The sequence below is a fragment of the Dyadobacter sp. LHD-138 genome, assembly GCF_030929615.1.
Taxonomy (GTDB): Bacteria; Bacteroidota; Bacteroidia; order Cytophagales; family Spirosomataceae; genus Dyadobacter.
This window is the reverse complement of the sequence record NZ_JAVFVU010000011.1, coordinates 159,043-173,276: the sequence shown is the minus strand read 5'-3', so window position 1 is coordinate 173,276 and position 14,234 is coordinate 159,043. Positions and strand designations below refer to the sequence as shown.

Annotated in this window: 16 protein-coding genes; 5 read left to right on the top strand and 11 right to left on the bottom strand. The window is 42.2% G+C overall.

Features of this window, described 5'->3' with window-relative positions:
- Window positions 1–37: 37 nt before the first annotated feature.
- From RB622_RS10460 to rplM, 8 genes are all read right to left on the bottom strand, one after another.
- A complete protein-coding gene (locus RB622_RS10460) occupies window positions 38–1,000 on the bottom strand; it encodes a DUF3078 domain-containing protein (protein ID WP_308046494.1) in 963 nt (320 codons plus the stop codon).
- Between the two features lie 25 nt (window positions 1,001–1,025).
- On the bottom strand, window positions 1,026–1,853 hold the full coding sequence (locus tag RB622_RS10455) for a mechanosensitive ion channel family protein (RefSeq protein ID WP_308046493.1): 828 nt from the start codon (window positions 1,851–1,853) through the stop codon (window positions 1,026–1,028).
- 49 nt (window positions 1,854–1,902) lie between these two features.
- Window positions 1,903–2,085 carry a hypothetical protein gene (locus RB622_RS10450; protein ID WP_308046492.1) on the bottom strand — a complete coding sequence of 61 codons (183 nt, stop codon included), beginning with the start codon at window positions 2,083–2,085 and terminating at the stop codon, window positions 1,903–1,905.
- A 3-nt stretch (window positions 2,086–2,088) separates the two neighbouring features.
- Entirely contained in the window at window positions 2,089–2,730 is a 642-nt protein-coding gene (locus tag RB622_RS10445; protein WP_308046491.1) for a sigma-70 family RNA polymerase sigma factor, read from the bottom strand.
- Between the two features lie 133 nt (window positions 2,731–2,863).
- Complete coding sequence (gene tsf, locus RB622_RS10440; RefSeq protein ID WP_308046490.1) at window positions 2,864–3,700, bottom strand: translation elongation factor Ts; 837 nt, start codon at window positions 3,698–3,700, stop codon at window positions 2,864–2,866.
- Window positions 3,701–3,904: 204 nt separating this feature from the next.
- Window positions 3,905–4,720 (bottom strand): 30S ribosomal protein S2, encoded by an 816-nt coding sequence (gene rpsB / locus RB622_RS10435; protein WP_254561663.1) that lies wholly within the window; start codon window positions 4,718–4,720, stop codon window positions 3,905–3,907.
- A 204-nt stretch (window positions 4,721–4,924) separates the two neighbouring features.
- Window positions 4,925–5,311 carry a 30S ribosomal protein S9 gene (rpsI, locus tag RB622_RS10430; RefSeq protein ID WP_308046489.1) on the bottom strand — a complete coding sequence of 129 codons (387 nt, stop codon included), beginning with the start codon at window positions 5,309–5,311 and terminating at the stop codon, window positions 4,925–4,927.
- 38 nt (window positions 5,312–5,349) lie between these two features.
- The gene (rplM, locus tag RB622_RS10425) at window positions 5,350–5,793 is read right to left on the bottom strand and encodes a 50S ribosomal protein L13 (protein ID WP_254561662.1); all 444 of its coding nucleotides are present in this window, start codon (window positions 5,791–5,793) and stop codon (window positions 5,350–5,352) included.
- A gap of 336 nt (window positions 5,794–6,129) precedes the next feature.
- Between rplM and RB622_RS10420 the strand changes: the two genes are divergently transcribed.
- The 4 genes from RB622_RS10420 to RB622_RS10405 all read left to right on the top strand — a co-directional run bounded on the left by RB622_RS10420 (window position 6,130) and on the right by RB622_RS10405 (window position 9,439).
- On the top strand, window positions 6,130–6,846 hold the full coding sequence (locus tag RB622_RS10420) for a DUF1080 domain-containing protein (RefSeq protein WP_308046488.1): 717 nt from the start codon (window positions 6,130–6,132) through the stop codon (window positions 6,844–6,846).
- Between the two features lie 59 nt (window positions 6,847–6,905).
- Entirely contained in the window at window positions 6,906–7,712 is an 807-nt protein-coding gene (locus RB622_RS10415; RefSeq protein ID WP_308046487.1) for a DUF2520 domain-containing protein, read from the top strand.
- Window positions 7,713–7,774: 62 nt separating this feature from the next.
- On the top strand, window positions 7,775–8,302 hold the full coding sequence (locus tag RB622_RS10410) for an HAD hydrolase family protein (protein ID WP_308046486.1): 528 nt from the start codon (window positions 7,775–7,777) through the stop codon (window positions 8,300–8,302).
- A 12-nt stretch (window positions 8,303–8,314) separates the two neighbouring features.
- Complete coding sequence (locus RB622_RS10405) at window positions 8,315–9,439, top strand: acyltransferase (RefSeq protein ID WP_308046485.1); 1,125 nt, start codon at window positions 8,315–8,317, stop codon at window positions 9,437–9,439.
- Between the two features lie 63 nt (window positions 9,440–9,502).
- Here RB622_RS10405 and RB622_RS10400 read toward each other — a convergent pair whose 3' ends face one another.
- Window positions 9,503–10,291, bottom strand: a complete 789-nt coding sequence (locus RB622_RS10400) for a polysaccharide deacetylase family protein (protein WP_308046484.1) — start codon at window positions 10,289–10,291, stop codon at window positions 9,503–9,505.
- A gap of 107 nt (window positions 10,292–10,398) precedes the next feature.
- Between RB622_RS10400 and RB622_RS10395 the strand changes: the two genes are divergently transcribed.
- The gene (locus tag RB622_RS10395) at window positions 10,399–11,622 is read left to right on the top strand and encodes an exonuclease subunit SbcD (protein ID WP_308046483.1); all 1,224 of its coding nucleotides are present in this window, start codon (window positions 10,399–10,401) and stop codon (window positions 11,620–11,622) included.
- A gap of 178 nt (window positions 11,623–11,800) precedes the next feature.
- Here the strand turns inward: RB622_RS10395 and RB622_RS10390 are convergent, their stop codons facing one another.
- Together RB622_RS10390 and RB622_RS10385 are read right to left on the bottom strand one after the other, a co-directional pair.
- A complete protein-coding gene (locus RB622_RS10390) occupies window positions 11,801–13,633 on the bottom strand; it encodes a hypothetical protein (RefSeq protein WP_308046482.1) in 1,833 nt (610 codons plus the stop codon).
- 197 nt (window positions 13,634–13,830) lie between these two features.
- On the bottom strand, window positions 13,831–14,214 hold the full coding sequence (locus RB622_RS10385) for a TraR/DksA family transcriptional regulator (protein WP_409021420.1): 384 nt from the start codon (window positions 14,212–14,214) through the stop codon (window positions 13,831–13,833).
- Between the last annotated feature and the right edge of the window lie 20 nt (window positions 14,215–14,234).

Below are 14,234 nucleotides of genomic sequence, written 5' to 3'. Positions count from 1 at the left end.
AAGTTGGTAGTTTAGATGTAACGTTGGCTAAATCTAACTAAAATGTGTACAAAAACCCAATACTCAATCCCTGTGCAAATTGAATATCATCGACCTGAGACTTATTGTAGACCAGAATCGCACCTAAATTCACATTGAAATATTTAGCGATCTTAGCCGTCAGCATGGCATCAAGCCGGTGGTCGTTTTTAAATTCTCGCTTCTCTGTAATCTGGTTTTTGTTGTAAGCAGTGAAAAGCAAATATCTGAATTTCAGATTTACATTTTTGGCCAGGTCCTTATCAAAGTTTGCAACCAGCTGGGCAATACCGACCTCGTTACGAATCCTTTTGCCTATTTTCACGCCATAATTTTCAGGTACAGTCAGATATAACTTGTCATCTGCTACGATGGTCTGACGAACCGCGCCGGGAGCCAGGTCGATAAAGAAATACGGAACAGGGCGGTATTCAATACCGATTGCCTCTGTAATATAAGCGGGTGAAAATAATCCCGAAACTTTGGTTTTAAAATTGACCGAATCCGGATGTGTCGAAGACGAATAATTATAACCGTTTGCAAATTGCGACAACAGGTTAACATTTCCGAAAATGCTCCATTTTTCCGATAATGCATAGTTATATTTTGTATCAAAAAAGATCCGGTCAAGATTTTTTCGGCTCCCCTGGGATGCATTTTTTACGATACCGTATTGCGATTGAAAATCATTTCTCCACGAATGTCTCCCCTTCTTTTTCTCACTTAATGCGTTAAATAACACTCCGAGCGCAATGGAACTTACACCTCCACCTGCCCAGTTTGAACTGAAAGAACCTTGAGTAAGATTAACCCCAAATTCGATTTTCCGCCAGGATGTATCTCCCTTAACTTTTAGTATGCCACTATTAAGCGAATTGGACAGATCAACCTTCTTTTTAATATCATCCTGCGCGAAGGCCAGGGAACTCCCCAGTGACAGAAGGCCGATAATAAACGGGGCAAATTTCATCTTTTTGCTCATACTCATAACAGGATTAGTAACGTAGTTAATTAAAAATTTCCACCTGCCGGGTCTGGAAAAACTGTAAAGGCAGTATGGTAGTGGTGGTATCATTGACGATGGTAACGGTGGTGCTGTCTATTTTGGTGATGACGCCTTTGATGTCGTCAATCTTGATAACCTGGCCTTCCCGGTAATTTTTGCGGCTGTAAAACGATGAAATAATGTTTGACAGCACATCCTTCGATGCGATACCGTAACCGAGCGAAAACGCCCCGATCACGCCACCGATCACGAGAATAAAACTCGATTCCAGCAGGGTTGTTTCGATACCGATCTGGCCCAGGGCACTGATAAAGGTGATGATCAGGAAAAACACAAAAGCAATGTTTCCGATCAGTTTGGAAGAGGGGATATTAAACGATTTACAGGTGGCAATAACGGCTCCCTTGATCGCATCCGAGATCATGATACCGATCTGAAGCATCACGGCGGCAGCAATCAGTTTCGGAATAAAATTAACCAGCGACAGCACCATGCTTGTGATGGCATCGACGCCCAGCGTTTCCGTTGCGGCTGTAAGGAAAATCAATAAAATGAAATAGTAGACCACCTTGGCAACGATATCACTTAGCCTGATTTCGGTTTTTAGCTGTTTGATCAGACCAATTTCATTCAGTTTGTCACCAATACGATCAAATCCAATGGTAACAAGTACTTTCCGAATGACAATGGTTATGCCTTTTGCAACCAGATAGCCAATGGCAATGATAATAAAACAACCAAAAACACGCGGTACAAAAATTACAAATTGATTGATTAACGTGTTAAACGTATTGACTAAAATTTCAGAAATATTGGGGAGGTTGTTCATATGAGCATGTAAAAGTGTGTTTGTTATTGTGAAGTCCGGAATAACCGGGTCAGTCCGTATCCACCGAGGATAGACTTACGGCCAGTGCACTTAAAAAATGTTCTGTAAAATGGGTGACTACAGTCATCGTATCCCGGATGGTGTCCACCTCCGAGAGCAATGCCCTTTTTAGGTATTCAGGGACTTCATCCGTAGGTTCCAACTCCTTAAAAACTGAATTTCCAGAAGGCATATCTCAGTTAGATATCAAATATTTAATTAATTCTATGATTTTGATAAACAATATACCAAAGAAGAGCATTGTCTCCATATATTTCTTACGAAGCTTTTCCCGCGATCTCAGCAAGCGCATTTTCACGGCACTTTCCGTTATTTTGAAAATATCGGCGATATCCCTGATACTCAGGTCGTCGGTATATTTCATAAATAAAATACCCTTTTCATCAACAGTCAGGTGATCCAGGGCCGTTTTTAGATTTCTGGCCTCTATATCATCCCCATCGAAAAGGTTATTAAGATCAATGTCATCCGGCACTTCCATGACTTCGTCCTGGTACACTTCGCCTCTCTTTTTGTTGGAGCGCAACTGATCCATACAGTGGTTATAGGTGATCGAATACAGCCATGTAGAAAACCTGGCGTCCTCCTTGAAGGTACCTAGCTTAAAAATCAGCTTCAAAAAGATATCGTGTGTCAGGTCCTCAGCCTTTGCCGTATCTTTTACAAAAGACAGACATTTGTGATATACCTTATCCGCATACCGCGCGTACAGTCTCTCAAAATACTGGTTGCGCTGGGTATCCACAAATAATTTCACCAACTCTTCGTCGGTGTAACTATTTTCCTTTAAATCTTCTTTAAACGTTTTGACCGTCATACATGTAAAAAGTAACAGAGCGAGGTCTAAGTGGTGTGTAAAAAATATTTTCTTCGGCAAATAACAAAAACAACGCTTGGTATACAAATATGTACCAAGCGTTGTTTTTATTTTTTTTCAGGAAATCTTTCGATTATGCGCCAATGGCGATTCTCTTGAACGACTTTACAGTCAATCCCTTAGCAGTTTTTTCTACCAATTGACGAATTGTCAATGAAGAATCCTTTACGAACTCCTGGTTCAACAAAGTATTGTCTTTGTAGAATTTCTGCAATTTACCCTGTGCGATTTTTTCAAGCATCGCTTCAGGCTTGCCTTCTGCACGTGCCTGTTCTTTTCCAACTTCGATTTCGCGCTCAACAGTTGCCGAGTCAACGCCATCTTTGTCAAGAGCAACCGGTTTCATTGCAGCAATCTGCATCGCAACGTCTTTTCCAAGTTCATTAACGTCAGTTCCGTTAACGCCTTCGAACGCTACCAACACACCAAGCTTACCGTTTGAGTGGATGTAAGAAACAACCTGGTCAGCCGTTACGTTTTCGTAAGCAGCGATAACCAGTTTCTCTCCCAATTTACCAACAAGGTCAATAATATTTTCACTTACAGGACGGCCATCAGCCAAAGTCGCAGCAAGCAAAGCATCTTTATCCTGGATATTGTCTGCAACAGCTTTATCCAAAATACTCTGAGCAAGATTTTTGAAATCTTCAACGTTTGAAACCGGTTCAGTTTCGCAAGCGAAAGCAACCAGTTTTCCGTTAGTTCCGTCAGCACTGATTGCTACCAATACAGTTCCTTCTGCTACTTCGTTGTCAGCACGTTTTGCAGCTACTTTCTGACCTTGTTTACGTAGAATATCAACAGCTTGTTCGAAATCACCATCAGCTTCCTGAAGTGCTTTTTTACAATCCATCATGCCTGCGCCAGTCATTTGGCGTAGTTTATTTACATCTTGAGCGGTAATTGCCATGATTTATTTCTAAATGGTTAAAAACTTTTTTACAAAACAGTTCAATTCCCCGGATTAACATATTAAGTAAATGTTAACGAATCGGTTATCAACTATTTTTCATTTTGAATTTTAAAAAACTATAGCCCATAGCAAATGGCTATGGGCTACTTTATCTATCAGAAAGAACAAGGTTATTAACTAACCCGGTTCATATCGCCCTGACTATTCTTCGTCGCTTTCAATAGCTGGAACTTCAGCACGTGGTGCTGCAGCAGCTTCCTCATTGCCTTTGTCTACCTGACGTTTGGCTTCTTCTTCCTCAACAAGACGCTGATCGTCTTTATCCTGCTTGCGTTCCATCAGACCTTCTTCGATTGCCTTACCGATCGCCAAAGTAATCAATGAGATCGCTTTGTAAGCATCATCATTACTTGGGATAGGGAAATCAACCAATTCAGGGTTTGAGTTTGTATCACAGATTGCAAAAATAGGGATGTTCAATCTTTTTGCTTCTGCTACCGCAATGTGTTCACGTTTCACGTCAACGATGAAAAGTGCTGCTGGAAGGCGAGTAAGGTCAGCTACACCACCTAAAACTCTCTCCAACTTATCCTTTTCACGTGTAAGCATCAGGCGTTCTCTTTTCGCGATATTGCTAACCGTGGTTTCGTCTTTAAGCATCTTCTCAAGAGTCTGCATTTTTTTCAAAGACTTGCGAATTGTGCCAAAGTTTGTAAGCATACCACCCAACCAACGATCAGTCACGTAAGGCATTTTAAGGCGTTTTGCCTCTTCCGTTACGATTTCCTGCGCTTGTTTTTTAGTAGCCACAAACATGATCTTACGTCCTGAACGAACGATCTGTTTCAAAGCAGCTTCAGCTGATTCTACGCAGCTCAGTGTTTTGTTCAGGTCAATGATGTGAATACCGTTTTTTTCCATAAAGATATATGGAGCCATACGGGGATCCCACTTGCGGGTAAGGTGACCAAAATGCACACCTGCATCCAATAGGTCTTTATATTCTATTTGTGCCATTGCCAAATTTGAATTTAATATTTTAAAAAGATATTACATACGCAGCACAGTACATCGGGCACGATAAGTAACTGTCTGGACTCTTCAAATGTCAATCATTGTCATTTGCTGTCAGGGGTTGTCATTTATTGTTGTGCTTCTCAGCCGAAACGATACCTGACTATTTCCTGACCATAGGTGACGATTCCTGACAAAGAATAAATATTAACGTTTCGAGAACTGGAATCTCTTACGAGCCTTAGCGCGGCCGTATTTCTTACGCTCAACCATACGAGGGTCACGAGTAAGGAATCCTTCTTTCTTCAACGCTCCACGGAATTCTCCGTTGTATTCAACCAATGCACGTGAAATAGCCATACGAACAGCCTCAGCTTGTCCTGAAATTCCACCGCCTCTAACGTTTACTTTAACATCGTATCCGTTGTTACCGCTAATAGTAACGAAAGGCATTTGCAAAACGATCTGGTGAACTTCAAAAGGGAAGTACTCCTTAAAATCGCGGCCGTTTACTTTGATTTCTCCTTTACCTGGCGTTAGGTAGATGCGCGCCACAGCTGTTTTTCTTCTACCAATTGTGTTGATAACTTCCATGAATTGCTTTTGCGTTATCAGTTTTAAACCTCAACGGCTTAAAACTGTATTTCTTTAGGTTGTTGAGCACTATGCGGATGTTCCGCAGCGGCATAAACGAACAAATTAGTAAACAAACGACGTCCCAAACGACTTTTTGGGAGCATACCTCTCACGGCTTTCTCGATCACACGTTCTGGGTGTTTTTCAAGCAATTCGCGAGGAGTTTGAAAACGCTGACCTCCTGGGTATCCTGTATGACGAACATAAACTTTGTCTGTCAACTTCTTACCTGTCAACTTTACTTTATCGGCGTTGATAATGATAACATTATCACCACAGTCCACATGAGGTGTGTAACTTGCTTTGTGCTTGCCTCTGATAATTTTAGCAACTTCACTGGCCAAACGACCAAGAACTGCACCTTTGGCATCCACAACAACCCACTCCTTGTTCACTGTGTTTTTGTTCGCCGAGATGGTTTTGTAGCTTAACGTATCCACGATTAACAAAAATTTTAATTGATTTTCAATAAATTACACTGTTATAGAACAGTCCCATCGCAAAATGGGAGTGCAAATATAGAGTTTAACAAATTGAATTACAAGTATGTTTGCATTTTTTCCCGGATGCCCCTCATTTTGTAATACTTACAGGATCGGAGAAGGGTCAAAAAAATTGCTTTATTCAAGCAGATTTCAAAGATTTTCGGTGACTGTCAGCTTTTAAGCAAGTATTACGAAAACGAAAAATACTTTAATCAAATACTATTCATTCATTAAGACACACCCAATATTTCGCGTTTCCTGCTTATGTATTTTAAAAATCCTGCGCCCAAAATGAATATTTCATGCATTAGATGCATCTGTCTGGCACTTTTGTTATCGCTTTCTGTCCACTTTTCACAGGCCCAGTCCTCTGAAACACTAGGTTTCAGGCCGCTTTTTAATGGAAAAAACCTGGATGGCTGGATTGATGTCAATACCTCGAAAGAAACCTGGAAAGTAAAAAACGGTACGCTGATCTGTTCTGGATTACCGATCGGTGTGATGCGGTCAGACAAACAATATGAAAACTTTATTCTGGAAGTGGAATGGAAGCACATGACAGCCGGCGGGAACTCGGGGATTTTTGTCTGGAGTGAGGGAACACAATTTAAGGACGACCCGCTGACAAAAGCCATCGAAGTGCAAATGCTCGAACTCGATTATGCAAGACAGCATAACGCCACAGACGACTACGTGCACGGTGAACTGTTTCCAACCATGGGCATGACCGCCATTCCGGACAACCCGAGAGGAATCCGAAGCAAATCCATTGAAAAACGGTGCAAGGGAAAAGGGGAGTGGAACAAGTATGTAGTCGTTTGTGTGGACGGTACGGTAAAATTATCCGTCAATGGAAAATTTGTAAACGGGCTCCGGGCATCGGAACGCAAGAAAGGATACATCTGCCTGGAAGCTGAAGGGGCTGAAATTCACTTCCGTAATATGCGTATCATGGAACTGCCTGCCGGTATTACGTCGGCTGAACAAACGGCTCCGCTCGTAAACTGATTTGTGAAGTTGGTTATGCCTTAATAACTTACGCAGGTTATCACAATGTCCATTACGAAATGAAAATCTCCTTTATCGGTGCCGGAAACGTTGCATGGCATCTGTCTCAGGCATTTGAAGATGCCGGTCATGTTATTTGTGAAGTTTACAGCCGCGATACCCAAAAGGCCCGCCAGCTGGTATCCCTGCTTTACGACTCCACGATACAGCCCGACCTCAATTTTTCCGAAAGCGATACACAAATCATTTTCATTACCGTTTCCGACGACGCTTTGAAGTCCGTCATTGAACGTATCGTGTTGCCGGAAGGGGTTATTGTCGTACACACATCGGGTACGCGGTCGCTCGCTGAACTTCAAAATTTACTGGAAATTTACAGTGATGTACCGGTGCAGACCGGCGTATTTTACCCTCTCCAGACTTTCACAAAAGAGGTTCCGATGGATTACAAACAATTACCCATTTGTATTGAAGGAACGAGTGATATTGTTGAAACCCGGCTAACCGACCTAGCCGAAAGTGTCAGCAGCTATGTCCGCCATGCTGATTCCGATGAGAGATTCATTTTGCATATAGCTGCCGTTTTTGCCAGTAATTTCACCAATCATTTATTAAGTATCGCAAATGACCTGCTGGCAAGGGAACAGCTGAGCTTTGATCTCCTGAAACCGCTCATCCGGACGACCGTTGAAAAGGCTTTACAATCAGAAGATCCTGCTTTGGGACAGACAGGCCCGGCACGCAGGGGAGACTGGAATACGACCAACCGGCATCTGGAATATCTCCAGGAGGTTAACCCCGAATGGACCGACATTTACCGGTTAATGACTGAAAGAATAAGAAGCCGACATTTAGGAAATGACTAGGCAGTACTTCGCCGGGAAAAAAGTTAGACTATCTTTGCACACAATTCCAATATTGAAATTTTATGAGTTCAACCTTAGAAGAGCGTTTCAAAAAGATTACCACATTCATATTTGACGTTGACGGTGTCATGACCGACGGCAGTGTTATCGCACTCGAAAGCGGCGAACAGCCTCGTGTTTTTAATGTTCGCGACGGATACGGCATCAACCGCGCTGTCAGATTGGGCTATAATGTCGCCATACTTTCTGCGCAAAATCAGGTTGGTGTGCGCAAAAGACTTGAATATCTTGGTGTGAAAGATATCTTCATAGGTACCACGCCAGACGGGAAATTGCCCATCTTTAAAAAATATCTTCAGGAACGCGGTCTTACCGAGGACGAAATTATCTTCATGGGTGACGATTTGCCCGATTATGAAGTCATGAAAACGAGCGTTCTCGGTGCTTGTCCTGCCGACTCCGATCAGGAAATTCTTGCGATTGCAGATTATGTTTCTCCCGAAAAAGGCGGCTACGGTGCCGTACGTGACGTGATCGAACAGGTGATGCGCGCGCAGGGAAAATGGATGTCATGGTTTGAATCGAAGTAAGAATAGAAATAGGTGGCACACTCGGAAAACAAGCGTTACTTTCCCAATTTGAATGGCATTCGCTGCATCGCAGCACTTTTAGTGGTTTTTCATCATTTGGAGCAGGCCAAGCATGCTTTTGGTATTGATAATTTTTATGATGTAACCATTATAAAACATGCCGGGAGGCTGGGCGTAGGCCTGTTTTTTGTATTGAGCGGTTTTTTGATCACCTATTTGTTGCTCGAAGAAAAAGGCCGTTTTGGCGATGTTGACGCGAAAAAATTCTATCTGCGAAGGGTCTTTCGGATCTGGCCGATTTATTTTCTGATCATCGGTTTATCCTTTTTTGTATTCCCGCATATTGACCTGCTTTATTTCCCGGGTGCCAATGAAAAGCTGACACAGCACGTCGCTCCGCGACTGGCGTTGTTATTGCTCGTGCTTCCCAATTATGCGTTCGTGCTGTACGATCTCCCTTATTGGTGCGCACAAACCTGGTCCATTGGCGTAGAAGAGCAGTTTTACTATTTATGGCCCTGGATCATTAAGTATCCTAAAAAAAGCGGCCGGATTCTTTTTCTTTTCTTGTTTGTCACGGCTGCGCTTTTATTCGGTGGCGCCTACCTGCTTGATAAAACCGATGAAGAGAAAATATCGGCCGTCACCACTTTTATTGGCCAGTTCCGCATCCAAACCATGGCCTTCGGCGGGCTTTGCGCTTATCTGGTTTACACGCAAAAAACAAAAATTCTGGATTTCGCCTTCAGAAAAGACGTTCAGGTTGTCGTCTATTCCCTTTTGGCTGTCCTGTTTTTCTCTGGCGTTCACTTTACCGGTTTTCTGGAATTGTACGCGCTTTTTTTCAGCTTCTTTGTGCTGAATGTTTCCTGTAACAAAAACACAATCATCAGCCTTGAAAACAAGGTGATGCGTTATCTTGGAAAGGTCTCTTACGGACTTTACATCTACCACGTTTTTGTGATTGTCATCATCATCAACGCGTTAAGGACTTTTGCACCGCAAATATCCGGGGCAGCTTATCACATTATCCTTTACATTCTCACCCTGGTATTGTCCGTAGGGGTGACAGCACTTTCCTATAATTATTTCGAAAAACCTTTGCTGGCCTTTAAGGATAAACACTTTGGGCGATAGTGCTTTAACACAGAGTTTGGGGAGCCGTCCGTCGCGCGGTTTTACGCGGAGTTTTAAAGAGTTTTATTTTGAGGTGGAAAGCTCGGACATCGTGTAAAATTTCAGGTTTTGGGTTTTTGCTTCTTTTAGTATTGTTTCTAAAAATGCGACACTAAATCCATATGCTCCATTTTTTGGTTTTTCATATAGCGGTTGATGGCCAAAAACCATGATCGCGGTGTTCGTATCCCTGGCTTTTTTCAACGCTTCTTTTATCTCTTTTTCGCTGATATTTGTCCCTTCATCGATCATGAGCGCGTCAACAATTTGTTCCTTGTTGAACCGATAATAAATCCATTTCATGATACTGGGTGCGAAGTGATAAACGGGTATGCCCAATAATTTCCGCTCAGCCTGCGCCACGTCTCTCAAAATTTTAAAACCATTTGCCAGTAAAATGGAATCAGCCTGATCCGTATGATTTCCACCGGGATGCGCGTAGGATGTAGGCCTGACCCCGATTTCCGCCAGATGTTTTAAGCCAGGTTCCAGCTCCATTTCAACATATTTTTGCGGTCCGTGTGATCTGATCATTTCTGTCGCATTTCCATGCAAGGTGCCGTGAAAACCGATTTCGTGTCCGTCTTTTTGCAATTGTTTTATTTTGTCAGCTTCGTCGCTCGTCAACGTATCAGGGCAGGTGAGAAAAAACGTAACGTGCGCGTTGTATTTCTGCAAGAGCGGCCTTAATGCGTACCAGTCATCGATAAAGTGGTCGTCAAAAGAAATAGCGATGCCGGATTTTTCCGAACTAGCCCGTTTTTCCTGGCAGGAGATTATCGACAATGAGATGAGGGCAAAGAATGCCAACATCTTGATGTTTTTATATATTTTTCCGAAGAGACAGATCAAGGGAGTTCGATTAAATATTTCAAATGTATCCAAACGAAGTATTATTTTCGCTAAAATAATTACCCAAAATGAAAATTCTCCACACCGCAGACTGGCATATTGGAAAAAAACTGGACAATTTCTCCAGGCTGGAAGAGCAAAGGCTCGTATTAAATGAAATCTGTGAAATTGCAGATCAGGAAGCGGTGGATGCGGTCGTAGTGGCAGGCGATTTGTTCGATAACTTCAACCCTTCATCAGAATCTACCGAACTATTATACAGCACCTTATACAGATTATCAGCGTACGGAAGCCGTGCCGTTATCGCGATTGCCGGCAACCACGATTCACCCGAGCGGATTGAAGTGCCTGATGCGTTGGCAAAAGTCTGCGGAATTATTTTCGTTGGTTTTCCCAATGCGGAAATAAAACCATTTCAAACCCGGGCCGGGCTGGAAATCGTGAAGTCTGATAAAGGATTTATTGAAATCAGGCTCCCAAATTCAGACGTTCCGCTCCGTATTTTGCATACACCCTATGCCAATGAGCAGCGCTTAAAGACATTTTTAGGCCTTGAAGATTCGGAAGAAAACCTGCGTACCCATTTGCAAAAACACTGGCAGGAGCTGGCGGAAAAATATCTGGATGATAACGGTTTTAACCTGCTCGTCACGCATCTGTATGTCATGAAAAAAGGTGATCCGGCACCGGAAGAAGAACCGGATGAAGAGCGTCCGATCTTACATATCGGCGGTGCGCAGGCAATTTACACCGAAAACTTCCCCGAGCAACTTCATTATATCGCGCTGGGCCATTTGCACCGTTACCACCGCGTTGATAAAATCCCGGCTCCATCCGTTTATTCCAGCAGTCCGCTGGCGTATAGTTTTTCGGAAGCAAACCAGACAAAGTATGTCATTCTCCTTGACGCAGAGGCCGGGAAATTAAATAATTACCGCGCTATCGAACTGACGAAAGGCAAGAAACTTCGGCGTGGTAAATTTGATTCGATTGACGATGCCATAGTCTGGCTTCAGGAATATTCAGAGGACCTGGTTGAGCTTACGATCGTTTCGGATAACTATCTGGAAGCAGCCGATAAAAAGCGCCTGACAGAGGCACATGCCGGTCTGGTACAGATCATTCCGCAAATTAAAAAAATGGCAGAAGAGGGCAGTGCCTCTGCGATTGATCTGACCTTGAGTATGGAAAGTCTTTTTCAGGAATATTTTAAAAGTAAAAATAAGGGACAGGAACCTTCCGAAGGATTGCTGAACGTGTTCAGGGAAGTGTTGGGGACGGAAGGAGAATGAACATAAAACCCATACGATAGACCTTATCACAAATTAAATTGTAAGACAGTTTTGCAGTCGGCTATCAGCAGTCGGCAGTCGTCCAAAATTTGGTTTCGTGTTTTAATCCGACTGCCGAAAGCAAAACAAATCGTAATAGAGTTTAATATTTAAATCGTATGGGTTTTATAAGCAAAACTTATTTCATGGCTGCCACTATTTCTACACCAAATTTTGTACCCGAATTGTCTATCATGCTTATGATAATTAATTTGTTAGCACGATAAAAAACAAATTTGGGAGTACCTCGCAAGAGTATTTCATTGTCTCTTGATAACTGAGGATATCTCGCAATCTGTATGGATTTTCTATTTTGGGTAGCAGCGTAGATTGTCCGCCCGTCATCGCTAAAAGCAAAATCAGAGAACGTTAAACTTCCGCGTTGGATTTGTCCTTTGTATTCCATGGATTGTGCAGTCAGATAAACAGCGCCTTCTGCACCTGTCACAAGGTAATCACCACTTTTAGAAATCCGGAATATATCTGCATTAAGCGGATAGCTCCCATGTTGAATGTCATCTTTATGCAGCAATATTTCACCTGATCTGTTTAGTTCGAAATATTCCATATCCGTCGGGCTGACAGACCTGGAAATTGAGATGATTTTTTCAGCCCCGGGAACAAACCGCAATCTGTCACCGTCAAATCCTCCACTTCCGCTAATATTAATTCCGGTAGCTCTTGAATAAGTTCGGACTGGACTCTCCCACCATGGTGAAGGCATCACAGAAGCAGCTATATATCCGTGACCATTGGTTACGACACACGGCGTTGACAACCCAGTATTTATTGATTTTTTCTGAGTAAGCTTATCTGCATCATAAATATAAACCCATCCATCACTGCTTGGGACATATACTTCCAAGCCTTGCCCGTTATCACCGATATCAATATAACCCGGAGTTCCCTGGAGCGACACACTCATGATTTCCTCATAAGTGTCAAAATTTATCACCCTCAACTTATTGGCCCCTTTATCAACAAAATATAGTCGGTTCAAAGTGGGGTGAATCACTACATCAGAAGGATTAAAATAGAATATCTTCCCAGCCGGACTATCCACCTGAATAGCATTACTATTACTAAATGCCCCCTGGTTTGTGACAACCCTGACGAAATAGAATGCTTTATCAACAAAAGGAGCGAGCGAATCGGTGAAAGTTGTGCTACTTAAATTAGAAATACTTGAAACCAGCACATTGTTAGATGAATTTAACTCTGTGCCTCTGTAAATTTCATAGGTACGGAAATCATCACCAGTATATTTTTCCCAAACCAATGATACATTGGCGTTTTTAACCGAGGCACTCAGGAGTTTTATGCCTTTAGGCGCAAGTGTGGATAGATCAAAAGAATAACTGCTCGAATATTTTTCTTTGTCTGTGGCGGTAACTGTAATTTTGTGAGTCCCTTTTGAAAGCGTTTTGGTAAAAGCCACATTTCCACTTGCGTTAGGAACTGAGGTATTGATAATCCCATCCAAATTACTTTCCCATTTTACGGTTATATCGCGCGGCGAAGAATCCTGATCCTGGATATCAGCAGAAAAATTAATCTTGTCATCTTTTGAAAACGCAGCAGGAAGAGTTGGTAATATCAAACGTATCTCAGGGGCAACACCCGTCATCACCCCTTTGACAATATAAATAGTAACCTTTGTCAAAGAGTCTCGTTTAACGGAAACAACTGTTTTTCCTGACCCGTAATTAGCCAGGCTGGCAAAAACCTCAAACGAACCTGGTGGAACTCCTTTTAGTAAAAAAGTACCAAATTCATCCGTAACGCCTTGAGTACTTTGAGGTTTTGTATAAACATTAGCATTAGCGACCGCACCGGAAATTCCACCGCCGGAGGCATAAACAGAGACATAAACATCGCCCGTATTCTTGTTTGGGTCGATATCTTTTTTACAACTCAGTAACGCGAAAACAAATAGGAATAAAAGTAAAACTTGCCTTGTAAAATTAATCATATACCATTACTGTTAACAACTGATTGGAGAGAGAGATTAGATTACAAATATACATTTTTAACCTTTAGTATATTTATTCTCTATAACACAAAACAAAGGCTATCGGGGTTTCCAATAGCCTTAATTCTGTATATTATATTTTTGAAACTTCGATTAGTACAGATACTTTTATTTAGTATAATTTCTCTTCATCCCAATCAGCTTACCCGTTTTAGTTTAGCTTCAATCGTTTGTTGTGTGTGCGGAACAATACGCAACCGCTCCTTTGGAATCAGTTTACCCGAATCAATACAGATGCCGTAAGTGCCATTTTTAATACGTACCAGTGCATTTTCCAACTGGATTGAATACTTCTGTAATCTGGCTGCCAACTGGCTTAGATTTTCACGTTCACTTGCATCAGCACCATCTTCGATGGATTTCGCCGTGCTCGCTGTATTATCTGTACCGCTATCGTTTTTTTTGCTCAGACCTCCCTTAATATAATTAAGTTCATCAAGCGTTCCTTCTAGTTTTGCGCGGATAAGTATCTCAAATTCCTTTAATTCCTCTTCAGAATATCTAGTCCTTTCTTCTTGCATAATCTTAATTGATTTGAATC

Coding starts and splice junctions, on each gene's coding strand:
- tsf (WP_308046490.1), bottom strand. CDS start 3,700: ATGGCAATTACCGCTCAAGATGTAAATAAACTACGCCAAATGACTGGC.
- RB622_RS10410 (WP_308046486.1), top strand. CDS start 7,775: ATGAGTTCAACCTTAGAAGAGCGTTTCAAAAAGATTACCACATTCATA.
- rpsB (WP_254561663.1), bottom strand. CDS start 4,720: ATGGCACAAATAGAATATAAAGACCTATTGGATGCAGGTGTGCATTTT.
- RB622_RS10455 (WP_308046493.1), bottom strand. CDS start 1,853: ATGAACAACCTCCCCAATATTTCTGAAATTTTAGTCAATACGTTTAAC.
- RB622_RS10460 (WP_308046494.1), bottom strand. CDS start 1,000: ATGAGCAAAAAGATGAAATTTGCCCCGTTTATTATCGGCCTTCTGTCA.
- RB622_RS10385 (WP_409021420.1), bottom strand. CDS start 14,214: ATGCAAGAAGAAAGGACTAGATATTCTGAAGAGGAATTAAAGGAATTT.
- RB622_RS10415 (WP_308046487.1), top strand. CDS start 6,906: ATGAAAATCTCCTTTATCGGTGCCGGAAACGTTGCATGGCATCTGTCT.
- RB622_RS10395 (WP_308046483.1), top strand. CDS start 10,399: ATGAAAATTCTCCACACCGCAGACTGGCATATTGGAAAAAAACTGGAC.
- RB622_RS10450 (WP_308046492.1), bottom strand. CDS start 2,085: ATGCCTTCTGGAAATTCAGTTTTTAAGGAGTTGGAACCTACGGATGAA.
- RB622_RS10445 (WP_308046491.1), bottom strand. CDS start 2,730: ATGACGGTCAAAACGTTTAAAGAAGATTTAAAGGAAAATAGTTACACC.
- RB622_RS10420 (WP_308046488.1), top strand. CDS start 6,130: ATGAATATTTCATGCATTAGATGCATCTGTCTGGCACTTTTGTTATCG.
- RB622_RS10390 (WP_308046482.1), bottom strand. CDS start 13,633: ATGATTAATTTTACAAGGCAAGTTTTACTTTTATTCCTATTTGTTTTC.
- RB622_RS10400 (WP_308046484.1), bottom strand. CDS start 10,291: ATGTTGGCATTCTTTGCCCTCATCTCATTGTCGATAATCTCCTGCCAG.
- rpsI (WP_308046489.1), bottom strand. CDS start 5,311: ATGGAAGTTATCAACACAATTGGTAGAAGAAAAACAGCTGTGGCGCGC.